Here is a 26,070-nt window from a genome sequence, read left to right as displayed (position 1 = left end):
GACCAGACCTCGCCTACGGACACAAGTCTCGGCAAAACGGGCCGAGCCCCGGTGCCGGGCGGGCGCGTCGCCGCGTTCTTCGACCTCGACAAAACGGTGATCGCGAAGTCGAGCGCTTTCGTCTTCAGCAAACCGTTCTACGCGCAGGGTCTGCTCAACCGCAGAGCCGTGTTGGAGAGCAGCTACGCACACTTTTTGTTCCTGCTTTCCGGTGCAGATCACGACCAGATGGAACGGATGCGGGCAAACCTCGCCAACATGTGCGCGGGCTGGGATGTGGAGCAGGTGAAAACCATTGTGGCCGAGACTCTTCACGATCTGGTCGACCCGCTGATCTACGCCGAGGCCGCCGATCTGATCGCCGATCACAAGATCCGCGGCCACGATGTGGTGATCGTCTCGGCCTCCGGCGAGGAGATCGTCGGACCGATAGCTGAGGTGCTCGGCGCCTCGCACACCGAGGCGACCCGGATGGTCGTCGAGGACGGCAAGTACACCGGCGATATCGAGTTCTACTGCTACGGCGAGGGCAAGGTCGCCGCCATCGAGAAGCTCGCCGCCGAGCAGGGCTACGACCTGTCGCGGTGCTACGCCTACTCCGACTCGGTGACCGACGTGCCGATGCTGAGCACCGTAGGCCACCCGACCGCGGTGAACCCCGACCGCGCGCTGCGCAAGGAGGCGGCCAGCCGCGGCTGGCCGGTGCTCACGTTCTCCAACCCGGTGTCGCTGTGGTCACGATTCCAGGCGCCGTCGACCACCACTGTCGCCGCGACGGCGGCCGTCGGACTGAGCGCGATCATCGCCGGCGCGATCAGCTACCGACTGCTCCGCAAACGACGCTGACCGGCCGCTTGCAGCACGAATCTCCGAGTGACACGCCGAATTCATCGGGATTCGGTTATGCCCACGAAACCCTTGATGTGAGTGCCATCACAGTGTAAGAATGGAGTCACGGAAGGACGGAAGGCCAAGACGGAGCCGGAAGAGAAGGTTTCGCCTCCCATCCCACCCTTCCCAGCACGGACACCAGGCACCCACGCGGAGCGCGCCGCGACAAGGCCGAAAGAGTTGTGGGCCTGCGAAATTCGAGCCAACGTCGGCGAACGCCTCGCACAGGTTGCGGGGATGAACCGGCGGGGCTGGGATGATCGCCGAGGCCACCGAACACAACCCACCCTGCACGCTTGGTAACCGGGTGTTCCGTGCTAGCGGGCGGTGAGGTCGAGCAATCGACAACGCCGCCCGTTTCGATGTGTACGGCCGGTTCAGCCGGCCGCCGCGTCGGCGATCGAGTTCGCCTCGCGGGCCCCGTCTTCCAACGCGCCCGCGCAGAACAGCACCCAGCCACCCACGCCCTCCGCGGTGCCCATGCCGAATCCGGCGGCCGCGTCGAGGTAGGCCTGTCGGCGGCGCAGCCAGAACACTTCGGGCACGCCGAGGCTGTGCGGGTCGAGTCCGCTGGATACCGCGACCAGTCGCGAGGCAGCGCGCGCGACGACACCGTCACCGGTGCCGAACGGGCGCAACGACAGCAGCTCGCCGTGCACGATCGCCGCGATCACCGGGGCGGGCGCCTTGCTCGACTGGACGGTTTGCGTGAGCATGTCGAGCCGCTCGGCGACGCCGGGAGTCGAGCGCGGGCGACCGAGTTCCTGCCCGTCGGTCACCAGGTCGGCGGCGGCGAGCAGGTGCAACCGGGCCAGCGCCTGCAGGGGCGCGCGCCGCCAGGTGCCGACGAGATTGGTGAGCGCGTCGCCGTCGAGCGCCTGACCCACCCGCAACGCGCCGGCCAGCACCGGGTCACTGACCTGGCCGTCGGCAGGCAGGTCGGTGCTCGCGCCTTCGATGGCCGCCGAGGAGCGGGCGGCCCGCACGGCGGCTTCGGCGGCGGTGGTCGCCCAGCCACGCCGGTTCGACTTGTGCCGATGCACGGCCGCGAGCGCGTCGCGCGCCTTGTCGGCGGCCTCGCGCACGCCGGGCAGGTCGACCAGGGGCTGGAGCGGATCAGTCACGGCATGGAGGTTACCGCTCGTACAGTGCGGCCCCCACGGTCACATACAACCCGCGCACCGTCGGCCAGCTGCGATCCGGCCACGGCACCTCGGCGAGCCGCTTGGCTGCCGGGGTCACCGCCCTGCGCCGCCGCGCTTCCCGCTCGGCCAGCCGTTCAGCATCGATTCGGTCCACCGGCGTCTCCAACCCCGCGATCCAACCCGCACCACCTCGGACGAATCCACGCTACGCCGATGAGCCGGGCTCTCGAAGAGTTTCGAGAGCCCGGCCGGCACCCTTACCCCGTGAGCAGCTCGCGACCAGGAATCGCCTCGAGCAATGCCCGTGTGTACTCCTCGCGCGCAGATGCGAACACCTCGTCCGTTGTGGCCGCCTCCACCACCTTCCCCTCGCGCATGACCAACACGTTGTCCGCGATCTGCCGAACAACCGCCAGGTCGTGAGTGATGAACAAATACGTCAGCCCCAGCTCGGCCTGGAGGTCGTTGAGCAAGGTGAGGATCTGAGCCTGGACCAGGACGTCCAGCGCCGAGACCGCCTCGTCGCAGACCACCATCTCGGGCGAGAGGGCCAGCGCGCGGGCGATCGCCACCCGCTGACGTTGCCCGCCCGACAACTCGTTGGGATAGCGCCGCAGCACCGACGCAGGCAGCGACACCTTGTCGAGCAGGTCACGCACCACCGCTTCGCGCTCGGCGGGAGTACCGATCTTGTGCACTCGCAGCGGTTCCTCGATCGTGCGGAAGATCGAGTACATCGGATCGAGCGAGCCGTAGGGATTCTGGAAGATCGGCTGCACCCGCCGCCGGAAGGCGAACGCGCCCTTGCTGTCGAGCTTCGCGACGTCCTTGCCGTCGAACTCCACGGTGCCCGACGTCGGTTCGAGCAGGCCGAGCACCATCTGCGCGATGGTCGACTTGCCGGATCCCGACTCACCGACGATCGCGGTGGTGGTGCCGCGACAGACCGTGAAACTCACCTCGTCGACGGCCACCAAGTCCGTGGACAGCCACGGCCGCTTGCCGCGAATCTTGAACGCCTTGGACAGGTTTCGCACATCGAGCACGGTGTCGGGCACTGCGTCGGATGCCTTCTCGGCGACAGCCACTTCGACAGCCTGCGCGCGCACTTCGGCCCGCTGCCGCGACGACGACATCCGCGATGCCGCCAGCGACGGCGCCGAGTTCACCAGCTTCTTGGTGTACGCATGCTGCGGATCGCGCAGAATCTGCAGTGCGGGACCGGATTCCACCACCTTGCCGCGATACATCACCACCAGGTGCTCGGCCCGTTCCGCGGCGAGGCCGAGGTCGTGGGTGATCAGCAGCACCGCGGTCCCCAGCTCGGTGGTGAGCTGTTCGAGATGGCCGAGGATCTGGCGTTGCACCGTGACGTCGAGCGCCGAAGTCGGCTCGTCGGCGATCAGCAGTTTCGGCCTGCACGACAGGCCGATCGCGATGAGCGCGCGCTGGCGCATACCACCGGAGAACTCGTGCGGGTACTGGTTCACGCGGCGTTCGGCATCGGACATACCCGCCTCGGCCAGCAGTTCCACCGCGCGTTCGCGGGCCGCGGCGCCGGTGGCGATACCGTTGGCCACCAGGGTTTCCCGGATCTGGAAGCCGATCTTCCACACCGGGTTCAGGTTCGACATCGGGTCCTGTGGAACCAGGCCGATGCCGTTGCCGCGGATGGCGACGATCTCCTTCTCCGACGCTTTCGTCAGGTCCTTGCCGTCGAACAGGATCGAACCGCCGGTGACCCTGCCGGTGCCGGGCAGCAGGTTGATGATGGCGTGCGCGGTGGTGGACTTGCCCGAGCCGGATTCGCCGACGATGGCGACGGTTTGCCCGGGGTAGACGGTGAGGCTCACGCCGCGGACGGCGGGGATCTCCTTACCGTCGGAGGTGAAACCGACGTCCAGGTCCCGGATTTCGAGCAGGGGCTCGGGCGCGGATTTGTCGAGGCTCATCGGGTGCGCTCCTTCGGATCGAGCGCGTCGCGCACCGCGTCGCCGAGCATGATGAAGCTCAGCACGGTGATGGCCAGCGCGGTCGCCGGATAGAACAGGATCGGCGAGGTACGGATCTCGGTCTTGGCGCGGTCGATATCGGCGCCCCAGGACACGATGCTCGGCGGCAGACCGACGCCGAGATAGGACAGCGTCGCCTCGGTGACGATGAAGACGCCGAGCCAGATGGTGGCGACCACGATCAGCGGACTCGCCGAGTTGGGCAGCACGTGTTTCATCAGCGTGCCGAGACGCGACACGCCCAGCGCCTTCGCGGCGGTGACATATTCGCTGTTCTTGGCCTCGATCACCGCGCCACGCGTGATGCGCGCGGCCTGCGGCCAGGTGAAGGCCACCAGGATCGCGACGACCGTCATGATCCCCGCGGGCCGCAGCAGCTGCAGCAGCACGATCGCGGCCAGCACCATCGGAATGGCGTAGAAGATCTCGGCGATGCGCGAGACGATCGTGTCGAGCAGCCCACCGTAGAAACCGGAAATCGCGCCGAGGATGCCACCTACCAGCAGGAACAGCATCGCCGATGCGATGCCGACGCTCACCGACGCTCGCGCGCCGTAGACGGTGCGGGCATAGACATCACAACCCTGCTTGTCGAAGCCGAACGGATGACCCTCGCGCGGGCCGTCCATGCCGAACTCCCCCAGGCACAACCGCGGGTCCTGGCTGGTGAACAGCGACGGCCACACCACCACGAGCATGACGAACACGATCAACACCACCGAGACCAGGAACACGGGGTTTCGGCGCAGCCGCCGCCACGCGTCGCCCCAGATGCTGGTCGGGGTGCCCTGGTCCAGGACACGGTCGGTGGCGAGCACCTCCACCTCGTCGGCGGGGGCCACGAAATGCTGTTGCTTGTCATGCATAGCGGATCCTCGGGTCCAGTGCGGCGTAGAGCAGGTCGATCACGAGGTTGACGATCAGGAACACCACCACCAGCACCGTCACGAACGACACCACCGTGGGTGGCTCGCCGCGGATGATCGCCTGGTACATGGTGCCGCCGACGCCCGGAATGTTGAAGATGCCCTCGGTGACGATCGCACCCGCCATCAACGCGCCGAAATCGGCGCCGAGAAAGGTGACGACCGGGATCATCGAATTCCGCAGAATGTGCACGCTCACCACGCGTCGGCGCCCGAGCCCTTTGGCCGTCGCTGTGCGAACGAAGTCGGCGGATTTGTTCTCCGCCACCGAGTTTCGGGTCAGCCGCAGTACATAGGCGAACGACAGCGAGCCGAGCACGAACGCGGGAACGATCAACTCGCTCAGGCTCGCTTTACCCGTGACAGTAACCGGGGCGATCCCCCATTTCACACCCAGAAAGAATTGCGCGAGATAACCGACGACGAACACCGGCAGAGCGATGATCACCAGGCTCGCGATGAGCATGGTCGAATCGAAGAGCTTGCCCTTTCGCAACCCGGCGATCATGCCGAACAAGATGCCGAACAGACCTTCGATGAACACGGCGAGAAATGCCAGCCTGATAGTGATCGGGAAGGCGCGTTCTAGTTCTTCACGAACCGGTCTACCCGAGAACGAGGTGCCGAAATCTAAAGTCAGAATTCCCTTCAAATAATGCAGGTACTGCACGATGAAAGGCTGATCGAGGTGATACCGGGCGCGCAGTACCGCCTCAGCGGCCGGCGTCAGCTGTTTCTCGCCGGCCAGGGCCTTGATCGGGTCACCCGGAATCAGAAAGACCATTGCATAGATGAGCAGCGTCGCGCCCAGGAATACCGGGATCATCTGGAGCAGACGCCGAACTACGTACCAAGCCATCGTTTCCTCCGAAAACGACCGGGGCCGAGCCACTTCGCAGTGGCCCGGCCCAGCTGTCGAGTTCTATTTCTCGATGTTCTCGAAGTCGAACAGGCCGTTCCAGGTGAGCTCGGCCTTGGTGACCTTGTCCGAGCGACCCGCGTTGGCGACGTAGTCGAACACTGGGATGTCCGCCATCTCCTTGATCATGATCGCCTGCGCTTGCGCGATCAGCTTGTAGGAATCCGCCTGTGTCGGGGCGGCGAGGGCGGCGTTGAACAGCCGGTCCACCTCGGGATTGTTGTAGTTGACGTTGTTGGTCTCGGAGAAGCTGTAGTACTGCGAACTGAGGAACTGCATCATCGTGGGGTAGTCGCCCTGCCAGCCATAGCGGAACGCGGTACCGATCGTCTTGGCGTTCACCGCGTCGCGAATGTTCTTGAACGTCGGCATCGGGTTGGCGACCGCGTCGATACCGAGGGTGTTCTTCACGCTGTTGGCGACAGCTTCGATCCAGGCCTGGTGGCCGCCGTCGCTGTTGTAGGTGATCTGGTACTGACCCGACCACGGCGACATCGCGTCGGCCTGCGCCCACAGTTTCTTGGCCTGGTCGGGGTTGTAATCGAACACTTCCGCACCCGGCAGGTTCGCGTCGTAGCCGGGCAGGGTCGCGGCGGTGAAGTCGCGCGACGGCGTGCGCGTGCCGTTGAAGATCTTGTCGATGATCTGCGGGCGATTGATCGCCATCGAGATGGCCTTGCGACGCAGAATGCCTTCCTCGCCACCGAAATGCGGCACGGTGGTCTGGATGCCGATGTGCTGGTTCTGCGCGGTCGGCTTGGTGATGGCACGGTCGCCGAGATCGCTCTCGTACGTGGTGATCGCGCTGTCGGGAATGGTGTCGAGTGTGTCGAGATTTCCGGCCTGCAGATCCGCGTACGCGGTGTCGTAGGACTGGTACATCACGAATCGCAGGCCCTTGTTCTTGGCCGGGCGGCCACCGGGATAGTCCGGGTTGGGCGTGAGATCGATCTTCACGTTGTGTTCCCACGAACCGAACGCGTAGGGACCGTTGCCGATCGGCTTCTCACCGAACGCCTTCATATCCTTGAAAGCGGCATCGGGCAGCGGATAGAACGGCGCGTAGCCGAGCGCGCTCTCGAAGTCGATCGAGGGCGACTTCAACTCGACGGTGAAGGTGCGATCGTCGACAACCTTCAAGCCCGACATCGTCTTGACGGTGGGATTCTCGGCACTCACCTCGTCGAACCCGGCAATCGGGCTGTACACGTAGCTCTGCAGCTGCGCGTTGTCGGCGAGTGCGCCGTAGTTCCACGCGTCGACGAACGATTTCGCGGTGACCGTGGTGCCGTCGGTGAACTTCCAATTCGGCTTGATAGTGATCTTGTACGACTTCCGATCAGCCGTCTCGATCTTCTCGGCCACCTCGTCGTGGGCCTCACCGCTGGCGTCGTAGTACTTCAGCCCGGCGAACAAACGGTCGACGACACGGCCGCCCATGTTCTCGTTGGTATTGCTGGGCACCAACGGATTCTGCGGCTCGCCCGCATTGGTGGTGACGATGCTCGAATCAGCACTGTCGTCGGACGAGCACGCGGTGAGACCGAGGCTTGTGGCCGCCAGTCCCGCCGCGACCAGCGCGGTCGCTCTGATGAATCTCAACGCTCTCTCCCGGTTCAATTCCGTGGCTAACGGTCGGAGGTTAGCGGCTCCGGCTGGATTTTTCAGCGATCCGAGCCATTTTCAGTTCACATGTATCAGTACGGTTACTCGCTGGAAACGCAGGAAAAATTGCCGAGCCCCTCGCTCTCGGCAGAAAAATATGAACAAATATCGGGAACGCTCAGCTGGACCGTTGAGTAAAAACGATAGCTCGCGACCGTCCGGTCTGTCCGGCGAAGTCATCGGATGAACTAGCCCTATTGACCGCCGCGAAACATCGTCACGACAACGGGACACGCCGTCGCGGGTCAGTTGGCTACTGTCTAGACAGCTGGGCCGCACCCCGGCGACCGACCCGACCGCACCAGGCATGTGAGGCTGAACCGACGTGACCGAAACTGCTGCAGGACACCAGGACTCGTTTCCGCCCAGTGCGGAATTCGCCGCCGCCGCCAACGCGGACGCCACGCTCTACGACCGTGGCGAGACCGACCGCGACGGCTTCTGGGCCGAACAGGCCAACCGGCTGCACTGGCACAAACCCTTCACCGAAGTACTCGACTGGACCAACGCGCCGGTCGCGCGCTGGTTCGGCGACGGCGAGCTCAACGTCGCCTACAACTGCGTCGACCGCCACGTCATCGACGGACACGGCGATCAGGTCGCTATCCACTGGGAAGGCGAGCCCGGCGACTCGCGCGACATCACCTACCGCGAACTGCTGGAGGAGGTCTCGCGAGCGGCGAACTATCTGACCGAGCTCGGACTGGAGGCAGGCGATCGCGTCGCGATCTACATGCCGATGGTGCCCGAGGCAATCGTGTCGATGCTGGCGTGCGCGCGGCTGGGACTCACGCACTCGGTGGTGTTCGCGGGCTTCTCGCCGAGCGCGCTGCGCCAGCGGGTCGACGACGCCGAGGCCCGACTGATCATCACCACCGACGGACAGTGGCGGCGCGGCAAGCCCGCACCGCTCAAGGAGGCCGTCGACGAGGCGCTGGCCGCCAAGGGCGACGTGCCGTCGTCGGTGGAGCACGTGCTCGTGGTGCGCCGGGTCGGCACGGAGGTGCCGTGGACCGACGGTCGCGATCTGTGGTGGCACGAAACCGTCGCCGTCGCTTCACCTTCACACGATGCGCAGCCCTTCCCCGCCGAGCACCCGCTGTTCATCCTCTACACCTCCGGCACCACCGGAAAACCCAAGGGCATCCTGCACACCACCGGCGGATACCTCACCCAAACCGCCTACACCCACCACAACGTCTTCGACCACAAAGCCGGAGACGACGTCTACTGGTGCACCGCCGACATCGGCTGGGTCACCGGACACAGCTACATCGTCTACGGCCCCCTCGCCAACCGCGCCACCCAGGTCGTCTACGAAGGCACCCCCAACTCCCCCGACGAACACCGCCACTTCCAGATCATCGAGAAGTACGGCGTCACCATCTACTACACCGCACCCACCCTGATCCGCACCTTCATGAAATGGGGTCGGGAGATCCCCGACGCCCACGACCTGAGCACCCTGCGACTGCTCGGCTCCGTCGGCGAACCCATCAACCCCGAAGCCTGGCGCTGGTACCGGGAAGTCTTCGGCGCGAACAAGACTCCCATCGTCGACACCTGGTGGCAGACCGAGACCGGCGCCATCATGATCGCGCCACTGCCCGGCGTCACCGCGGCCAAACCGGGCGCCGCGATGGGCCCGCTGCCCGGCATCTCCGCGACGGTCGTCGACGAAGAGGGCAAACCGGTGCAACTCGGCGAAACCGAGGCCAACGGGTACCTCGTGCTGGACAAGCCGTGGCCGTCGATGCTGCGCGGCATCTGGGCCGATATGGATCGCTACCGCGCCACCTACTGGGAGCGCTACGCCGAGCAGGGATGGTACTTCGCGGGCGACGGCGCCAAGCTCGACGCCGACGGCGACCTGTGGGTGCTCGGCCGGGTCGACGACGTCATGAACGTCTCCGGACACCGCATCTCCACCGCCGAGGTCGAGTCCGCGCTGGTGGGGCATCCAGCCGTCGCCGAAGCGGCGGTGGTCGGCGCCACCGACGCGACCACCGGACAGGGGATCGTCGCGTTCACGATCCTCACCGGCGAGGCCGCGGCATCGGCCGGGCCCGAACTGGTCGCCGAGCTGAAGGCGCAGGTGTCCAAGGAGATCAGCCCGATCGCGCGGCCACGCGAAATCCACATCGTGCCGGAACTGCCCAAGACCCGCAGCGGCAAGATCATGCGCAGGCTGCTGCGCGATGTCGCCGAAGGGCGCGAGCTCGGCGACACCTCCACGCTGGTCGATCCGGGCGTTTTCGAGGCCATTCGCACCGGGAGCAACTGACGCGCACCGGCCGGTGACCTCAGATGTCACCGGCCGGGTCCGTTAGGATCGAGTAAAGGTGTGCCGGGAAGTCTGGTCGGCATGCGGTCGTGAATCCGAGTCGATGAGCGCCCGCAGTTCCGTCGACCTCTGCCGGAAGGCTTGCCCTTGATCACGCGCGTCCGCTCCGAGCTCACCCGCTATCTCCGCACCGAAACCGTCGGCGGTGCGCTGCTGCTCGTGGCTGCCGCGGTGGCCCTGATCTGGGTGAACTCGCCGTGGGGCGCGAGCTACCAGACGATGATCGACACCCACCTCGACATTCCCGCACTGCACCTCGACCTCACCCTGGCCGACTGGTCCAAGGACGGTCTGCTCGCGATCTTCTTCTTCGTGGCCGGGCTCGAGCTCAAACGCGAGTTCGCCGTCGGCGAGCTGCGCGACCCGAAGCGGGCCGCGCTGCCGGTCGTCGCCGCGGTGGGCGGTGTGATCACCCCGGCCGTGATCGCGCTGGTGGTGGGCCACGGCGTGCCCGGCATGGACAAGGGCTGGGCCATTCCCGTCGCCACCGATATCGCCTTCGCGCTCGCGATCCTGGCGATGACCGGTTCGCGGATCCCCACCAGTGCGCGGGTGTTCCTGCTGAGCCTGGCCGTGGTCGACGATCTGCTCGCCATCGTTCTCATCGCGGTGCTGTTCACCGCCTCGCTGTCGTTGCTGTGGCTGGCCGCCGCCTTCGCCTGCTGCGGGGTGTGGGCACTGGCCCAGAAGCTGCGCCTGCACACGCCGCTGTTCTATATTCCGGTCGCGCTCGTGTGCTGGTACGCGCTGCACGAGGCGGGCATCCATCCGACGCTGGCCGGCGTCGCACTCGGGTTGCTCACCAGGGTCCGCAAGGATCCCGGCGAGAAGATCGCGCCCGCGACGCACCTCGAGCATGTGGTGCAACCGATCTCGGCCGGCTTCTGCGTACCGGTGTTCGCGCTGTTCGCCTCCGGTGTGCCGCTCGACGGCGCGGTGTTCGGATCACTGTTCACCGACCGGCTCGCGCTGGCGATCATCCTCGGGCTCTTGCTCGGCAAAACCATCGGAATCTTCGGTGTGAGCTGGGTCGTTATCAAACTCGGCTGGGCGAAACGCCCAGCCGGACTGGAGTATCGCGACATGTTCGCCCTGTCGGTACTCGGCGCGATCGGGTTCACCGTTAGCCTTCTCGTGGCGGAACTCGCGCTCGCCGACGTCGGCGACGATGCCATCGATCTTGCCAAGGCCGCCGTTCTGGTGACCTCGATGGCAGCATCGCTGATCGGATCGGCGCTACTGTTGCGCCGAGGACGTGTGCACCAGGCGCGCCGCGATGCAGACCAGTTACCACAGGGAGAAGGGTCGACGAAGTGAGTTACACCCAAGGCGGAAATGACGGTCGGACGGTCACTTCGATCCCGTTGACCGACGCCAATCCGCCCGGATCGGCGAGCATCGGCAGCCTCGTGCGCGATGCCACCGAGCAGATGTCGACACTGGTGCGCGCCGAGGTGGCGCTGGCCAAGGCCGAGGTCACCGGTGAGATCAAGAAGGGCCTCACCGGCAGCGTCTTCTTCATCCTCGCGCTGACAGTGCTGCTGTTCAGCTCGTTCTTTTTCTTCTTCTTCCTCGCCGAGCTGCTCGACATGTGGCTGTGGCGCTGGGCCGCGTTCCTGATCGTGTTCCTGCTGATGGTGCTCACCACTGTCCTGCTGGCCTTGCTCGGCTGGCTCAAGGTACGGAAGGTGCGCGCGCCGGAGAAGACGATCGGTTCGCTCAAGCAGGCCGCCGAGGTGCTGCCCGCCGCGTTCACCCACCGCGACGCGGCCGACGCGCACGCGGCCATCGGATCCAGTGGTGCGGGCGCCACGTCGCTGGAGAAGTCGAGCAACCGATGACGCGCCGGGCGGGCCCGGTCGCAACAGCCGGACCCGCCCACTAGGCTCGATCGGCGTGTCGTCCAATTCATTCCCGGATCCCTCCAGCGTCCGTTTCGACGGACCGTGGACCCACCGGGACGTGCACGCCAACGGAATCCGCTTCCACGTCGTCGAAGCAGACGTCGCCGAAACCGACGGTGCGGACCGCCCCGAGGCGCCCCTGGTGCTGCTGCTGCACGGTTTCGCCGATTTCTGGTGGTCGTGGCGGCATCAGCTGACCGCGCTGGCCGGCCACGGGTATCGCACCGTCGCCGTCGACCTGCGCGGCTACGGCGATACCGACAAACCACCGCGTGGCTACGACGGCTGGACCCTCGCAGGCGACATCGCCGGCCTGGTCCGGGCGCTCGGGCACACCGAGGCCACGCTCGTCGGCCACGCTGAAGGCGGACTGGTCTGCTGGGCCACCGCGGTGCTGCATCCGCGACTGGTCCGCTCGATCGCGCTGGTCAGCTCGCCGCATCCCGCCGCGCTCAAGAGCGCCGTGCTGCGGGATCCGGCCCAACGGGCGACCTGGCTGCCCGATTTCCTGCGGTATCAGCTGCCGCGCTATCCCGAAAACCTGCTCACCCGACGTGGTGGCGCCGAGGTGGAGCGCCTGCTGCACGATCGGGTCGGTGAATCCTGGTCGCGCACTGCGGAATTCGTCGAGACCGCGTCGCGGATGCGGCATGCCATCCGGATACCAGGGGCCGCGCACAGTGCGCTGGAGTATCAGCGCTGGGCGTTTCGCAGTCAGTGGCGACCGGACGGTAAGCGGTTCATGGCCACGATGCGCACCCCGATCGACATCCCGGTGCTGATGCTGCGCGGCGAGCACGACTCGTATCTGCTCGACGCCACGTTCCGGCGCGGGGAGTCGTTATCACCCCATCGGACGCTGGTCTCGATTCCGCGTGCGGGGCACTACGCCCATCAGGAGAACCCCAGCAGGGTCAACGAGGCGCTGACCGCGCACTGGCGCGAGCAGAACGGTGTGAACGGGTCGCCGCCGCACGACGACTTGGTTTCGCCGTAGTTTCGGAGCGCCGGCGCGCTCGAAATGGGTCTGTGATCAGCTCAGTACGCAGGCGCCCGTGTTGACGGGGGTGCTGCTCGGGGCGGCTGCGGCCAGTTCGGACGCGACCTCGTGCAAGGTGAGGACGTAGCCGGTGTCGTCGTCGGTGACCGCCGCGCCGAAGACCACGCCGAGGAGCTGGCCCTCGGCGTCGACCAGCGGGCCGCCGGAGTTACCCGCGCGGACCTGACCGCGCACCGTGTAGACCTCACGTTCGACGGTGCCGTCGCGGTGGATGGTCGGGCCGGTGAGGTCGAGGGTCTCGCGGACACGGGCCGCGCTGGCGGTGTACGGGCCGCCACCGGGGTAACCGAGCACGATCGCGCTCTCGCCCGAACTCGCGGGCTCAGGGGCCTGGGGCAGCACGGGGGCGGTCAGACCGGGGACGGCGAGGACCGCGATGTCCTTGGACGGGTCGAACAGGACCACGGTGGCGTCGAGCGCACCGCGCGCGGTGTCGACCGACACGGTGTTGGTGCCCGCCACGACGTGCGCGTTGGTCATCACGCGTTCCGGCGCGACGATGAAGCCGGAACCTTCGAGCGCCCGCTGGCAACTGGGTGCGGTGCCGCGGATACGCAGCACGCTCTGCTGCAGCGACGCCGCAACCGGGCTGGCCAGCACCGAGGGATCCGGCGGTTCGACGGCGGCGATCGGCGCTCGGCCGAACGGGCCGATCACATCGGGCAAGCCCGACGTGTCGAGCAGCTTGGAGAATTCGTTGGGAACCTTGCGCAACCAGTCCGGCGCGACCGAATTGACGTCGGCGAGCACCTTCGACCCGTTGATCGCGGCGGCGACAGCGGGCTGGGACGCGGTGGCCAGCGGCAACGCGAGCAACCAGGCCGCGACCAGCACGGTCACCGCCTGCAACACGGCACCGACAACACTGTCCACGCTGCGGGCGACCGGTTGGCGGATGCTGGTGCGCGCGGCCCGGCCGAGCACCATGCCCGCCACCTCACCGACGATCACCAGCAGCACGATCAGCAGGATGCCGCCGAGTACCCGGCTGCGACCCTCACTGAGGTGCTTGAGAATGTGCGGTGCGATCAGAATGCCCGCGACGGCGCCCAGCGCGACGCCGAAGAACGCCAGCGCCGACGCCACCGCGCCCTGCCGCCAGCCGGTGGACGCCGCGACCAACGCGATCAGTACCACCGCGATGTCGAGCCATACCGAGGCGGTCACAGGGTCATTCCGACCGCAGCCAGCGAGCTCTCCAGGTCACGCACGTCGCCCCGATCCCAGTTTCGTTCCCAGCCAGCGGATTTGATGATGCCGGCGAGAATACCGCCGGTGAGTCCCCACACCAGCATGCCGTCGACCTGGAACGCGGGGCTCTGGTAGCCGAGACTGCCACGCACCATGAATCTGTGTGCCGGATCGAGCAATTCGGTGAGCGGCACACGCACGACACGCTCGGTTTCGCCCTGATCGACGACGCGGACCGCGCTGGGTGCTCGCCAGTAGCCGAGCACCGGGGTCACGTCGAATTTCGACGGCGGAACGAACAGTTTCGGCAGCAGCGCGAACGGCTGGACACCGGCCGGGTCGAGTCCGGTCTCCTCCGCGGCTTCGCGCAGGGCGGTGCCGACCGGGCCGTCGTCGCCGGGATCCTCGGCGCCGCCCGGGAACGCGATCTGGCCGCGGTGCTGGCGCATGGTCGAGGCACGCTGAGTGAGCAGGACGTCGGCGTCGGCGGGCAGGCCCCCTGGCACCGACTCATCGGCGTCGGGCGAGCCGCCGAACAGCACGAGGACAGCGGCCTGGCGTGGCCTGCCGGTGATCGACATGGCCCGGCGCAGGGCGCGGGAAGTAGCGAGCGTGTCGTCGGCGTCGGGGCCGCCGGATCTGATCGCGGTGCGCAACCACGAGGGAACGCCGGAATCGTCGAGCCTCGCTACATCGTTCACGCCATCGCCTTCGATCCACACGCCACTGTTACGTCCTCTGTCATACCGTGACCCCGAGCTTCGCGGATACCGTATCCGCGATGTCGGCCACGTCGGCAAACGTACGCACCTCCACGCTCGCGATGGTGCCGTCGGCCCGCACGAGCACCGAGACGGGCAGCACCGCGGGCGCACCGACCGCACTGCGCACGGCGGCCTGCGGATCCTCGACGCCGGGCAGGGTGATGCCGAGTCCGGTCAGCCGAGACAGCGCCTTCGCCTCGTCGGGATCGCTGTGCACGGTCATGACCGTGAGTGCCGAGCCCGCCCGCTGCGCGAACTCCTGTAGATGCGGCAACTCGGTGGCGCAGGGTCCACACCAGTAGGCCCACAGGTTGAGCAGCGCGGGCTTTCCAGCGAGCGCCGCGGCGAGATCGACGGGCGCGCCGTCCGCCAGACAGCTCACCTGAAGACCGGCCAGCGGCCCCGATCCGGATGCGGACGCGGGCGACGGGCAGGGTTGGGACCCCGCCGCCGCTCGTTCCTCGGCCGACACGCCCGATGTCTGTTGCGATGTCTGCGCAACGACGCCGGTGGTCTGCGAACCCTCACGCGGCCACAGCGCCACCGTGGCGGCGACCACCAGGATCACCGCGGCGAGCACCCAGCGCACAGCGGGCCGCCGTAGCAGCGAGGCTTCGCTCACAGGCCGACCATGTTCAGCAGGTGATCGCGCTCCGGGCCCTTCACCAACTCCGCGGCCACCGCCGGGTCGGTGGGGCCGAGCCCGAACGACGGGCAGTCGCCGGCGAGCATGCACGCGCCGCAGGCCGGCTTGCGCGCATGGCACACCCGACGCCCCTCGAAGATCACCCGGTGCGAGAGCATCGTCCAGTCCTTGCGCTCGAACAGCGCGCCGACCGCGTGCTCGACCTTGACCGGATCCTCCTCGTCGGTCCACTTCCAGCGACGCACCAACCGGCCGAAATGGGTGTCGACGGTGATACCGGGCACATCGAACGCGTTGCCGAGGATGACGTTGGCCGTCTTGCGCCCGATCCCGGGCAATTTCACCAATTCGTCCAGAGTGTGAGGCAATTCACCGTCGTATTTTTCGACCAGCGCCTGGCCGAGGCCGATCAGTGAACTGGTCTTGTTCCGGTAGAAGCCGGTGGGCCTGATGTATTCCTCCAGCTCCACCCGGTTGGCCTGCGCGTAGTCGTAGGCACTGCGGTACTTCGCGAACAGGGCGGGAGTGGTGAGGTTCACCCGGACGTCGGTGCACTGGGCGGACAGGATCGTCGCGACAGCCAGTTCCAGCGGCGTGGTGAAGTCGAGCTCGCAGTGCGCGTCGGGGAACGCCGCGGCGAGCGTGCGGTTCATCCGGCGGGCGCGCCGGACCAGTCCGATCCGCGTTTCCGCAGCTATCGCACGGTTCTTGCGTTTGCGAGCGGCCGAGATGCCGGTGGGTACGGCGGCCGAATCCGCTGCCGGATCGGCATCGCCGGCGGCGGCGGGGGCAGGGGAAACGGGCACCGCTTCACCATACGGAACCACTACGACAACATTGCCCGGCCAGTTTGCCCGCTGTGTTCCATCTGAGACCTGGACCGTGTTTACTGCCAGTCATGCAAGGACTCGCTGTGGTGCTCTTCCCAGTGCTGTTGATGCTGTTCGCGCTGGGGATGGAGCGGGTCGAGAATCGGCTCCGAAAGCTTCTCGAACCCGACGAAGAGGTTCAGCAGTACCTGGACAACGCCAGCAACGCCGAAGTGAAAGAGCTGACGAAGCTCGGCCTGCCCGCCGCCGTGGCGCGCGTGCGCAAGCGCCGTTCCCGTACCTCCGAATTGGATGTCGCACGGGCGAGCTAAACGATCGATTCTCAACGCGCAATCCACTCTTTACGTGGTGTCTGTCACTGCGGTGCCGGAATGCCGCGTAGACTGCGCGGTTGGTCGATTCGCTCGACCAGGTTCGCAAGCCATATCCCATAAGGAGCACATTCGTGGACGAGGCCCTCGCCAGAGCAGGCATCTTCCAAGGCGTCGAGCCCACCGCGGTGGCCGCGCTCGCCAAGCAGCTGCAGCCCGTAGATTTTCCGCGCGGCCACGTCATCTTCAACGAGGGCGAACCCGGCGATCGGCTGTACATCATCACGACGGGCAAGGTGAAGATCGGCCGGCGGTCCCCGGACGGCAGGGAAAACCTGCTGACCATCATGGGTCCGTCCGACATGTTCGGTGAACTGTCGATCTTCGACCCGGGCCCGCGTACCTCGACCGCAACCACGGTCACCGAGGTCCGCGCCGTGACGATGGACCGCGACGCACTCAAGTCGTGGATCGATCAGCGCCCTGAGATCGCTGAGCAGCTGCTGCGCGTGCTGGCACGACGCCTTCGCCGCACCAACAACAACCTCGCCGACCTGATCTTCACCGACGTGCCAGGTCGCGTCGCCAAAGCGCTGCTGCAGCTCGCACAGCGCTTCGGCACCCAGGAAGCGGGCGCGCTGCGCGTGACCCACGACCTGACCCAGGAAGAGATCGCCCAGCTGGTCGGTGCTTCCCGGGAAACCGTCAACAAGGCGCTCGCCGACTTCGCTCATCGCGGATGGCTGCGCCTCGAGGGCAAGAGCGTGCTGATCTCGGATTCCGAGCGTCTGGCACGTCGCGCTCGCTGACGTTCGAACACCTGCCGTCCCGGTATGACGGGACCGTTGATGCGTGTGGGCTCACGAGGAGAGGGCCTCGTCCACACCACCGCGGTTTCGTTGTGCCGGGACATCGGCCGTTGTCTGCCGGACATCACTCGATCGCCGACACGGCAAGCACGTCGGCGATCGACCGGTGTTCAGTTCTGTTCGGCCCGCAGGTATTCCAGCTGTGCCTGCACGGAACTGCGCGCTGCGGGCCACAGCCGTTTGTCCACGTCGGCGTACACCTTGCGGACCACCGCGAGAGCGCCCGCGCCGGGACCCAGTTCGACCAGCGCGGCCCGCACCTGGTCGAGCCGCTCACGCCGGTGGTCGAGGTAGTACTGCGCCACCGGCGCAGCATCGGGGTGGTCGGGCCCGTGCGCGGGCAGCAATGCCTTACCCGCGCCCAGCTCACGCAGCTTTTCCAGCGACGCGAGGAAGTTCGCCAGCGCACCCGGCGCGGATTCGAGCACCGTGGTGCCGCGGCCGAGGACCGTGTCACCGGTGAGCACCGCGTCGTCGAGCAGCAGGCTCACCGAATCGGTGGTGTGTCCCGGCGTACCGAGCACCGTGATCCGCAGGCCGGCGGCCTCGATCACCTCGCCGTCCACCAGCGGCACGACCGCGCCACGCAGATACGCCGGGTCCACCGATCGCACCGGCGTCCCGGTGGCTTTCACCAGGTGATCGATGCCGCCGGTGTGATCGTGGTGGTGATGGGTGATCAGCGTCAACGCGATCCGGCCGCCGGTGGCCTCGACGATGTCGGCGGTGTGTTTCTTGTCCTTCGGTCCCGGATCGACGACCACATAGGAATCGCTGTCCGGGCCACGCAGCAGCCAGGTGTTGGTGCCGTCGAGCGTCATTTGATTGGGGTTGTCGGCCAGTAGTACCGATGCCGTCGCAGTGACCGGCCTGACCTGGCTGTACGCGGGATGTTCCAGTGCCATGACGGCTGCCTATCCGACCTCGACGATCAATTCCACCTCGACGGGCGTGTTCTTGGGCAGTTCCGAGACGCCGACGGCCGAGCGCGCGTGCACGCCCGCCTCGCCGAACACCTCACCGAGGAACTCCGACGCACCGTTGATCACGATCGGCTGATCGCTGAATCCGGGCGCCGAGGCGACGAATCCGACGACCTTCACGATCCGCACCACTTGGTCGAGCCCGACCAGGTCGTGCACGGCCGCGAGCGCGTTCAACGCGCACAGCCGGGCGGCCTCCTTGGCCTGCTCCACATCCACCTCGGCCCCGACCTTGCCGACCGCCGACAATTCACCGTCGACGAAGGGCAGCTGGCCGGAGGTGTACACCAGCGAACCGGTGCGCACGGCGGGAATGTAGGCCGCGACAGGAGCGGCGACCGGCGGCAGCGTGACACCGAGCCGGTCGAGCGCGTCCTTCCACGCGGTGGCCACGGCTACTTCTGCCGCTTCAGGTAGGCGACGTGCTGTTCGCCGGTCGGTCCGGGCAGCACCGAGACCAGCTCCCAGCCGTCGGACCCCCACTGGTCGAGGATCTGCTTGGTCGCGTGCGTCAACAGCGGCACGGTCGCGTACTCCCACAGGGTGACTTCACTCATGGTGTGAGTTTAGGGCTCACCCCGAACGCCTGGGCGAAACGGGTTATAGGCTCGGCGGCGTGGGAGCACCAACAGCAGAGCCGGTTTCGTCGGTTCCCGAACCGTCGACCGGATGGCCACAGCGCGCGGCCAAGGCCCGCTTGCACTACGTGACCGGCAAGGGAGGCACCGGCAAGTCGACCGTTTCGGCCGCACTCGCACTCGCGCTCGCCGCGGGGGGACGCAAAGTGCTGCTGGTCGAGGTCGAGAGTCGCCAGTCCATCGCGCAGTTGTTCGATCGGCCACCGTTGCCGCCCACCGAGACCCATATCGCCAGCGCCGACGGCGGTGGCGAGGTGACGGCGCTGGCTCTGGACATCGAGTACGCGTTCCTCGAGTACCTCGACATGTTCTACAACCTCGGCTTCGCGGGGCGGGCGATGCGCCGGATGGGCGCCATCGAGTTCGTCACCACGATCGCGCCCGGTCTGCGCGACGTGATCCTCACCGGCAAGATCAAAGAGTGTGTGGTCAGGGTCGGCAAGGACGGCAAGCCCGCCTATGACGACATCGTCGTCGACGCGCCGCCGACCGGCCGGATCGCCGGCTTCCTCGACGTCACCACGGCCATGGCCGAGATCGCCAAGGGCGGCCCGATCGCCTCGCAGGCCGAGGGCGTGTCCAACCTGCTGCATTCCGATCAGACGATGATCCACCTGGTGACGCTGCTCGAGGCGCTGCCGGTGCAGGAGACCGCCGACGCGATCGCCGAGCTCACCGCCGACGATCTGCGGATCGGCACGGTGATCGTCAACCGGGCGGCCACCGCCGAACTCACCCCGGCTCAGCGCGACACGGCCGTGGCGGGCGAACTCGACACCGCCGCGGTCGCCGCCGACCTGGCGAAGGCAGGCATCACCCTGTCCGAATCGGACTTCGACGGCCTGATCGCCGAAACGGTCGACCATGCGATCGTGCTGACCGCACAGAACGCGAGTGCCGCCGAACTGGCGCAGATCGACGTCCCCCAGCTGTCCCTGCCCGCCCTCGGCGACGGCATCGACCTGGGTGGCCTCTACGAACTGGCCGAACAGCTATCCGCGCAGGGAGTCCGATGAGCGAGCACGTTTCCACCCCGCCCGCGCTGGATGTCTCGCAGATCATCGCCGACCCGAGTGCCCGCGTGATCGTGTGCTGCGGGTCCGGCGGCGTCGGTAAGACCACCACCGCGGCCTCGATCGCGCTGCGGGCGGCCGAATCGGGTCGCAAGGTGGTGGTGCTGACCATCGATCCGGCGCGCAGGCTGGCGCAGTCGCTGGGCGTGGCCGAACTGGACAACACCCCGCAGCGCGTGGAGCTGGGTCCCGAGGTGCCCGGTGAACTGCACGCGATGATGCTGAACATGCGCCGCACCTTCGACGACATGGTGCTCGAGCACACCAGCGCGGACAAGGCCGAGCAGATCTTCGCCAACCCGATCTATCAGACGGTGGCGTCGTCGTTCGGCGGCACGCAGGAGTACATGGCGATGGAGAAGCTCGGCCAGCTGGCCGCGCGCAAGGAGTGGGACCTGATCGTGGTCGACACTCCCCCGTCTCGCAACGCGCTCGATTTCCTCGACGCGCCCAAGCGGCTCGGCACCTTCCTCAACGGCAAGATGATCCGGTTGATCATGGCGCCGGGGCGCGGCGTCGGCCGGATCGTCACGGGGGCGATGAGCCTGGCGATGCGCGGGGTGTCGACGATTGTCGGCGGGCAGATGCTCAAGGATGCCTCGACGTTCCTGCAATCGCTGGAATCGCTGTTCGGTGGGTTCCAGGACCGGGCCGAGCGCACCTTCGCGATGCTGTCCAAGCCCGGTACCCACTTCCTGGTGGTCGCCGCGCCAGAGCCGGACGCGTTGCGCGAGGCGTCGTTCTTCGTCGACCGGCTGTCGACCGAGAAGATGCCGCTGGCCGGTCTGGTGCTGAACCGGACCCATCCCGCGTTGTCGGAGCTGTCGGGCGACCACGCGCTGACTGCCGCCGACCAGCTGGCTGATTCGAACCCGCTGACCGCGTCGGTGCTGCGCATCCACGCCGATCGGGTGTCGACGGCGGCGCGGGAGCGGCGGCTGCTGCACCGCTTCACCGGTGCGCACCCGCGGGTGAAGATCGTCTCGGTGACCGCGCTGCCCTTCGAGGTCTCGGATCTCGAAGCACTGCGCGCCGTCGGCGATCAGCTGACCGGTACCCCGGCTTCGGCCTGATCGATTCAGACAAATCCGCTATAGCTCACAATCCGGTAACACTCACCAACGGCGCCGATTCCGCAAACCACGCGGTCTCGGCGCCGTTTGTGATAACGGTCCGGTCTCGTCTGCTAGATAGCTACCTGGTGCTGGCGCTGGGCGTTGAAGAATTCAGCCCACGACGTCACGTCGGGATGCTGTTTGAGCAGCGCACGCCGCTGCCGCTCGGTCATCCCGCCCCACACACCGAACTCGACGCGATTGTCGAGGGCGTCGGCACCACACTGCATCAGCACTGGGCAGTGACGGCAGATCGTTGCCGCCTTGCGCTGCGCCGCACCGCGAACGAACAGCTGATCAGGGTCCACTTCCTTGCATCGCGCCTGGGCAACCCAAGCGATCCTTGCCTCGGCCTGCTCTACATCCAGTCGAGCGATGGGGGTTGTGATGTGCATTTGATGTGCCCCTTTGCAGTCCGAACACCGTTGTGCGGCGCTCCAGAATCGCGAGCGCGGATCACAGCAACCCAACTACCGCTGCGTCCCGCACCACATTCCACTTTGAGTGTTAGCTCTATCACACTGGGTTCTCAATCTAGGTAAAGGTATGGCGGTTACGCAAGACCGCCCCCCGATTTTTTGGTACGGGCGTCCATTCAAATCGGGCCAGAACCGCGCAGTAGTGCTGATCACCGGCGTGGCCGGTCGCGACACGCCGATGTGATCATTTTGTTGACACGCCCGAGCAACCCCCCTGGCACCGCCCGGACATTCCCCGTCGAGCAGCACAGCCGTGAACCTCACCACCCCACCCTCTAGTCTGGGATCGTGCCGATCACTCAAACGCTCGCGAGGCTGGCCGGCAGCTGCGCGCTGGCCGCCGTGCTTGTCGCTGGGCTGTTGTTCCCCTTGGCCGGTGGATTCGGATTCATCTCCAACCGCGCCGCCGACGCCGTCGACAATGTCTCCGCCGAACTGGTGGAGGGCACGGTCCCCGCCGTGTCGACGATGGTCGACGCGAACGGGTCGCCGCTGGCGTGGCTCTACGAGCAACGCCGCTTCGAAGTACCGAGCGACAAGATCTCCAACAACATGAAGCTGGCGATCGTGTCCATCGAGGACAAGCGCTTCTCCGACCACAAGGGCGTGGACTGGCAGGGCACGCTGCGCGCGTTCCTCACCAACACCTCCTCCGGTGCCGTGCAGCAGGGCGCGTCGACCCTGGACCAGCAGTACGTGAAGAACTTCAACCTGCTCGTGGTCGCCAAGACCGACGCCGAACGCCGCGCCGCGATCGAGACGACACCGGCGCGCAAGCTGCGCGAGATCCGGATGGCGCTCACGCTGGACCGCGAACTGTCCAAGGACGAGATCCTCACCCGCTACCTGAACCTGGTGCCTTTCGGCAACGGTTCCTACGGCATCCAGGATGCCGCGCAGACCTACTTCGGTATCGACGCGTCCCAGCTCAGCATCACCCAGTCGGCGATGCTGGCGGGCATGGTGCAGTCCAGCTCCAAGCTGAACCCCTACACCAACGTGGCCGGCGTCACCGACCGCCGCAACACCGTGCTCGACACGCTGATCCAGAACATCCCGCACCGCGCCGAGGAGTTCCGCAAGGCCAAGGCCGAACCGCTCGGCGTGCTGCCCGAACCCAAGGGCCTGCCGCGCGGGTGCATCTCCGCCAACGACAAGGGCTTCTTCTGCGACTACGCGCTGCAGTACCTGGCCGAGGCCGGGATCAGTCGCGAGCAGATCGACAAGGGCGGCTACCTGATCAAGACCACACTCGATCCGGTGCTGCAGGAATCGGTGAAGCGTTCGGTGAACGAGCAGGCCAACCCCGACCTCGACAACATCGCCGAGGTGATGTCGGTGGTCGCGCCCGGTCAGGATTCGCACCCTGTCCTCGCGATGGCGTCGAGCCGCACGTACGGCCTCAACCGCGACGCCAACGAGACGCTGCTGGGCCAGCCGTACTCGATGGCCGGTGACGGCGCGGGCTCGATCTTCAAGCTCTTCACCACCGCCGCCGCGATGGAGAAGGGCCTCGGCATCGCCGCCCAGGTGGACGTCCCCGGCACCTACGCCGCCAGGGGCATGGGCTACTCGAACTCGCCGGGCTGCCCGGCCGACTCGTGGTGTGTCAAGAACGCGGGCAACTACCCGGGGTCGATGTCGGTGACCGACGCGCTGGCGACCTCGCCCAACACCACCTTCGTGAAGATGATCCAGGACGTGGGCGTCTCGTCCGCGGTGGACATGGCCGTGCGCCTGGGCATGCGGTCCTACACCAACCCCGGCACCTCCGGGCACGGCAACTCGAGCCTGGCCGACCACATCAAGAACAACAACATGGGCTCGTTCACCCTCGGCCCGTTCGCGATCAACCCGCTCGAACTGACGAACGTGGCCGCCACGCTCGGCTCGGGCGGCAAGTGGTGCCCGCCCTCGCCGATCAAGGAGGTCGTCGACCGCAGCGGCAAGACCGTTCCGCTCACCCAGCAGGCCTGTGAGCAGGTGGTCGACCCGGGTCTGGCCAACACCCTCGCCAACGCGATGAGCAAGGACGACGTCAGCGGTACCGCCGCGGGCGCCGCGCGCGCGGCCGGGTGGTCGGCACCGATGTCGGGTAAGACGGGCACCACCGAGAGCCACCGCTCCTCGGCGTTCCTCGGCTTCACCAACGCGCTGGCTTCGTCGGTCTACGTCTACGGCGACAGCCCGACCCCCGGCGAGATCTGCTCGTTCCCGCTGCGCAACTGCGGCGCCAGCGATGCCTCCGGCCTGTTCGGTGGTAACGAACCGGCCCGCACCTGGTTCAACGCCATCAAGCCGTTGATGGACCGGTTCCCGCCGCCGGGCCTGCCGCCGGTGGACGACAAGTACGTCCGCGGCGCGAACAACTCCCAGGTCCCCGATGTGGCGGGCAAGTCGCAGGGCGAGGCCACCTCGATCCTGTCCGGTGCAGGCTTCCAGGTCTCCGCGGTGACGGGCGCCGGTTCGCAGGCCAAGGGCACGGTGATGGGCAGTTCGCCGAACGGCTCGGCCATTCCGGGCTCGGTGGTCACGATCTACATCAGTGACGGCACCGTCCGGGTGCCCGCGCCGACGACTCCCCCGCCCGCCGCGCCGGCACCGGTGATTCCGGGGCTGCCGCAGATTCCGCGCCTGCCACCGATCCCCATCCCGGTGCCGCGCTAGTCACACGACAAAGGCCGCCGTCCGATTCGGACGGCGGCCTTTGCTCGTTTCTACAGCCGGGCCTTGACCGCGGCGGAGAGCCGCGAACCGTCGGCCTTGCCATCGGCCAGCGCGGTGGCCGCCTTCATGACCTGACCCATCTGCTTCATTCCCGGACGCTCACCGAGCTGCTCGGCCACCTCCGCGATCGCGGTGTCGGCGACCTGCGCGACCTCGGCGTCGTTGAGCTGGGTCGGCAGGTACTCCTCGATGATCTCTTCTTCGGCCCGCTCGTTCGCGGCCAGTTCACCGCGACCGTTCTGCTCGTAGATCACGGCCGCCTCGTTGCGCTTCTTCGCTTCCTTCTGCAAGAGCGACACGACATCGGCATCGGAGAGTTCGTGCGCCTCCGTACCGGAGACCTCGGAAGTCTGGATAGCGGCGAGCAGCATCCGCAGGGTCGCGAGACGCAGTTTGTCCTTGGCTTTCATCGCGGTGGTCATATCCGCGCGCAGCTTGGCTTTCAGTTCCGACATGCGGTTTACCGTAGTCGTTCGCTCAGTGGAGTCCCATCACATTTTCGTCGCAGCGAAAATTCCAGACCGTTTGTGCGGAAACACACGCGCCGATCCGGGAGGGGGTCGCCTATGCTGGGCAAATGCCCGTTATCTCGACGTCCGCTGTCCGCCGAACCGCGTTGGGAGCCGCCGGGGCCGCCGTCGCAGGCATCGGCTACGCCACGCTGATCGAACGGAACGCGTTCGTCCTGCGCGAAGCCACGATGCCGGTGCTCGCGCCCGGTTCGCCGACGTTGCGCATTCTGCACGTCAGTGACCTGCACATGATGCCGGGCCAGCAGCTCAAACAGCAGTGGCTGCGCGAACTCGACCGCCTCGAACCCGACCTGGTCGTGAATACCGGCGACAATCTTTCCCATCCCAAGGCCGTGCCCGCGGTGGTGCAATCCCTCGGTGCGCTACTGGCCCGACCCGGCTTGTTCGTGTTCGGTTCGAATGACTATTTCGCGCCGGTGCCGAAGAATCCGCTGAAGTATTTCAAGAAAGATCACCGTCGCGTCTACGGCGATCCGCTGCCGTGGAAGGACCTGCGCGCGGCATTCACCGAGCGCGGCTGGCTCGACCTGACCCACACCCGGCGCGACCTCGAGGTGGCGGGCATCCGCATCGCCAGTGCCGGCGTCGACGACCCGCACCTGCAGCGCGACCGTTACGACACCGTCGCGGGCGCACCGAACCAGCTGGCCCAGCTCAGCATCGGTGTCACGCATTCGCCCGAGCCGCGCGTGCTCGACCGCTTCGCCGAAGACGGCTACGACCTGGTGCTGGCCGGTCACACCCACGGTGGGCAGCTGGTCGTCCCCGGTTACGGCGCGCTGGTCACCAACTGCGGTATCGACAAGTCCCGGGTGAAGGGTGCCTCGCAGTGGGGCGAGCACACCCAGCTGCACGTCTCGGCCGGCATCGGCACCTCACCGTGGGCGCCCTACCGCTTCTGCTGCCGTCCCGAGGCCACGCTGCTCACCTTGGTCGGCGCCCAGCCCAAGCGGCCGTCCGCCGACACCGGCTTCGGCATTTCGACCTCGGAGGCCGTCGCCCGCTAGGGTCTGGCTCCGAACGACATTGTCATTGAGGTGTCATC

The 26,070-nt window shown here is 66.8% G+C and carries 26 protein-coding genes; 11 read left to right on the top strand and 15 right to left on the bottom strand.

The genetic code is table 11. The features are described from left to right. The first annotated feature begins 51 nt into the window (after positions 1-51). A complete protein-coding gene (locus tag ACWDXS_RS28275) occupies positions 52-846 on the top strand; it encodes an HAD-IB family hydrolase (RefSeq protein ID WP_387446167.1) in 795 nt (264 codons plus the stop codon). 422 nt (positions 847-1,268) lie between these two features. Here ACWDXS_RS28275 and ACWDXS_RS28270 read toward each other — a convergent pair whose 3' ends face one another. The 6 genes from ACWDXS_RS28270 to ACWDXS_RS28245 all read right to left on the bottom strand — a co-directional run bounded on the left by ACWDXS_RS28270 (position 1,269) and on the right by ACWDXS_RS28245 (position 7,495). After that, positions 1,269-2,015: a Fic family protein gene (locus ACWDXS_RS28270; RefSeq protein WP_378996368.1), complete on the bottom strand. Its 747-nt coding sequence runs from the start codon at positions 2,013-2,015 to the stop codon at positions 1,269-1,271. Positions 2,016-2,025: 10 nt separating this feature from the next. After that, complete coding sequence (locus tag ACWDXS_RS28265; RefSeq protein ID WP_266297608.1) at positions 2,026-2,190, bottom strand: hypothetical protein; 165 nt, start codon at positions 2,188-2,190, stop codon at positions 2,026-2,028. 103 nt (positions 2,191-2,293) lie between these two features. Next, positions 2,294-3,988, bottom strand: coding sequence for an ABC transporter ATP-binding protein (locus ACWDXS_RS28260; RefSeq protein WP_378994303.1), 1,695 nt, complete (start codon positions 3,986-3,988; stop codon positions 2,294-2,296). Continuing rightward, positions 3,985-4,914: an ABC transporter permease gene (locus ACWDXS_RS28255; protein ID WP_378994305.1), complete on the bottom strand. Its 930-nt coding sequence runs from the start codon at positions 4,912-4,914 to the stop codon at positions 3,985-3,987. The genes ACWDXS_RS28260 and ACWDXS_RS28255 overlap by 4 nt, the downstream gene beginning before the upstream one ends. Then, positions 4,907-5,833, bottom strand: a complete 927-nt coding sequence (locus ACWDXS_RS28250; protein WP_378994308.1) for an ABC transporter permease — start codon at positions 5,831-5,833, stop codon at positions 4,907-4,909. Before ACWDXS_RS28250 ends, ACWDXS_RS28255 begins: the two co-directional genes overlap by 8 nt. A 63-nt stretch (positions 5,834-5,896) precedes the next feature. Next, positions 5,897-7,495, bottom strand: a complete 1,599-nt coding sequence (locus ACWDXS_RS28245; protein ID WP_387445913.1) for a peptide ABC transporter substrate-binding protein — start codon at positions 7,493-7,495, stop codon at positions 5,897-5,899. A 388-nt stretch (positions 7,496-7,883) separates the two neighbouring features. Between ACWDXS_RS28245 and acs the strand changes: the two genes are divergently transcribed. From acs to ACWDXS_RS28225, 4 genes are all read left to right on the top strand, one after another. Then, positions 7,884-9,842, top strand: a complete 1,959-nt coding sequence (gene acs, locus ACWDXS_RS28240) for an acetate--CoA ligase (protein WP_449970181.1) — start codon at positions 7,884-7,886, stop codon at positions 9,840-9,842. Positions 9,843-9,989: 147 nt separating this feature from the next. Further along, complete coding sequence (gene nhaA / locus ACWDXS_RS28235) at positions 9,990-11,219, top strand: Na+/H+ antiporter NhaA (RefSeq protein ID WP_378994314.1); 1,230 nt, start codon at positions 9,990-9,992, stop codon at positions 11,217-11,219. After that, positions 11,216-11,743: a phage holin family protein gene (locus ACWDXS_RS28230; RefSeq protein ID WP_378638743.1), complete on the top strand. Its 528-nt coding sequence runs from the start codon at positions 11,216-11,218 to the stop codon at positions 11,741-11,743. The genes nhaA and ACWDXS_RS28230 overlap by 4 nt, the downstream gene beginning before the upstream one ends. A gap of 55 nt (positions 11,744-11,798) precedes the next feature. Then, positions 11,799-12,803 carry an alpha/beta fold hydrolase gene (locus ACWDXS_RS28225; RefSeq protein WP_379317810.1) on the top strand — a complete coding sequence of 335 codons (1,005 nt, stop codon included), beginning with the start codon at positions 11,799-11,801 and terminating at the stop codon, positions 12,801-12,803. Between the two features lie 36 nt (positions 12,804-12,839). Here the strand turns inward: ACWDXS_RS28225 and ACWDXS_RS28220 are convergent, their stop codons facing one another. Genes ACWDXS_RS28220 through nth form a run of 4 tightly spaced genes read right to left on the bottom strand, consistent with a single transcriptional unit; the run spans position 12,840 to position 16,198 of the window. Beyond that, on the bottom strand, positions 12,840-14,033 hold the full coding sequence (locus tag ACWDXS_RS28220; RefSeq protein ID WP_378638738.1) for a MarP family serine protease: 1,194 nt from the start codon (positions 14,031-14,033) through the stop codon (positions 12,840-12,842). Next, entirely contained in the window at positions 14,030-14,758 is a 729-nt protein-coding gene (locus ACWDXS_RS28215; protein WP_378638735.1) for an NUDIX hydrolase, read from the bottom strand. Before ACWDXS_RS28215 ends, ACWDXS_RS28220 begins: the two co-directional genes overlap by 4 nt. A 40-nt stretch (positions 14,759-14,798) precedes the next feature. Then, positions 14,799-15,443, bottom strand: coding sequence for a TlpA family protein disulfide reductase (locus ACWDXS_RS28210; protein WP_449970174.1), 645 nt, complete (start codon positions 15,441-15,443; stop codon positions 14,799-14,801). After that, positions 15,440-16,198, bottom strand: a complete 759-nt coding sequence (nth, locus tag ACWDXS_RS28205) for an endonuclease III (RefSeq protein WP_378994498.1) — start codon at positions 16,196-16,198, stop codon at positions 15,440-15,442. The genes ACWDXS_RS28210 and nth overlap by 4 nt, the downstream gene beginning before the upstream one ends. A 167-nt stretch (positions 16,199-16,365) precedes the next feature. Between nth and ACWDXS_RS28200 the strand changes: the two genes are divergently transcribed. Beyond that, complete coding sequence (locus ACWDXS_RS28200; protein ID WP_056821920.1) at positions 16,366-16,608, top strand: hypothetical protein; 243 nt, start codon at positions 16,366-16,368, stop codon at positions 16,606-16,608. Between the two features lie 134 nt (positions 16,609-16,742). Beyond that, a complete protein-coding gene (locus tag ACWDXS_RS28195) occupies positions 16,743-17,417 on the top strand; it encodes a Crp/Fnr family transcriptional regulator (protein ID WP_040703546.1) in 675 nt (224 codons plus the stop codon). 170 nt (positions 17,418-17,587) lie between these two features. Here the strand turns inward: ACWDXS_RS28195 and ACWDXS_RS28190 are convergent, their stop codons facing one another. From ACWDXS_RS28190 to ACWDXS_RS28180, 3 genes are read right to left on the bottom strand one after another with little or no spacing between them, the layout of a single operon-like run. After that, positions 17,588-18,382, bottom strand: coding sequence for an MBL fold metallo-hydrolase (locus ACWDXS_RS28190; protein ID WP_378994320.1), 795 nt, complete (start codon positions 18,380-18,382; stop codon positions 17,588-17,590). A gap of 9 nt (positions 18,383-18,391) precedes the next feature. After that, a complete protein-coding gene (locus ACWDXS_RS28185; RefSeq protein ID WP_211300352.1) occupies positions 18,392-18,853 on the bottom strand; it encodes a RidA family protein in 462 nt (153 codons plus the stop codon). Positions 18,854-18,855: 2 nt separating this feature from the next. Further along, positions 18,856-19,017, bottom strand: a complete 162-nt coding sequence (locus ACWDXS_RS28180; protein ID WP_101464811.1) for a DUF4177 domain-containing protein — start codon at positions 19,015-19,017, stop codon at positions 18,856-18,858. A gap of 59 nt (positions 19,018-19,076) precedes the next feature. Here ACWDXS_RS28180 and ACWDXS_RS28175 point away from each other — a divergent pair, with 59 nt between their 5' ends. Then, a complete protein-coding gene (locus ACWDXS_RS28175) occupies positions 19,077-20,114 on the top strand; it encodes an ArsA family ATPase (protein WP_378994322.1) in 1,038 nt (345 codons plus the stop codon). After that, entirely contained in the window at positions 20,111-21,244 is a 1,134-nt protein-coding gene (locus tag ACWDXS_RS28170) for an ArsA family ATPase (protein WP_378994324.1), read from the top strand. The genes ACWDXS_RS28175 and ACWDXS_RS28170 overlap by 4 nt, the downstream gene beginning before the upstream one ends. Positions 21,245-21,357: 113 nt before the next feature. Here ACWDXS_RS28170 and ACWDXS_RS28165 read toward each other — a convergent pair whose 3' ends face one another. Beyond that, positions 21,358-21,681: a WhiB family transcriptional regulator gene (locus ACWDXS_RS28165; RefSeq protein WP_056821932.1), complete on the bottom strand. Its 324-nt coding sequence runs from the start codon at positions 21,679-21,681 to the stop codon at positions 21,358-21,360. A 372-nt stretch (positions 21,682-22,053) separates the two neighbouring features. Between ACWDXS_RS28165 and ACWDXS_RS28160 the strand changes: the two genes are divergently transcribed. Next, complete coding sequence (locus tag ACWDXS_RS28160) at positions 22,054-24,432, top strand: penicillin-binding protein (RefSeq protein ID WP_387445917.1); 2,379 nt, start codon at positions 22,054-22,056, stop codon at positions 24,430-24,432. A gap of 50 nt (positions 24,433-24,482) precedes the next feature. Here ACWDXS_RS28160 and ACWDXS_RS28155 read toward each other — a convergent pair whose 3' ends face one another. Continuing rightward, a complete protein-coding gene (locus tag ACWDXS_RS28155; RefSeq protein ID WP_378994328.1) occupies positions 24,483-24,947 on the bottom strand; it encodes a GatB/YqeY domain-containing protein in 465 nt (154 codons plus the stop codon). A gap of 122 nt (positions 24,948-25,069) precedes the next feature. Here ACWDXS_RS28155 and ACWDXS_RS28150 point away from each other — a divergent pair, with 122 nt between their 5' ends. Then, positions 25,070-26,032, top strand: coding sequence for a metallophosphoesterase (locus ACWDXS_RS28150; RefSeq protein WP_101464816.1), 963 nt, complete (start codon positions 25,070-25,072; stop codon positions 26,030-26,032). Positions 26,033-26,070 lie beyond the last annotated feature (38 nt).

It is taken from the genome of Nocardia sp. NPDC003183 (assembly GCF_053590715.1).
Note: the sequence above shows the minus strand (reverse complement) of the source record. Positions and strands in the feature narration are given on the sequence as shown.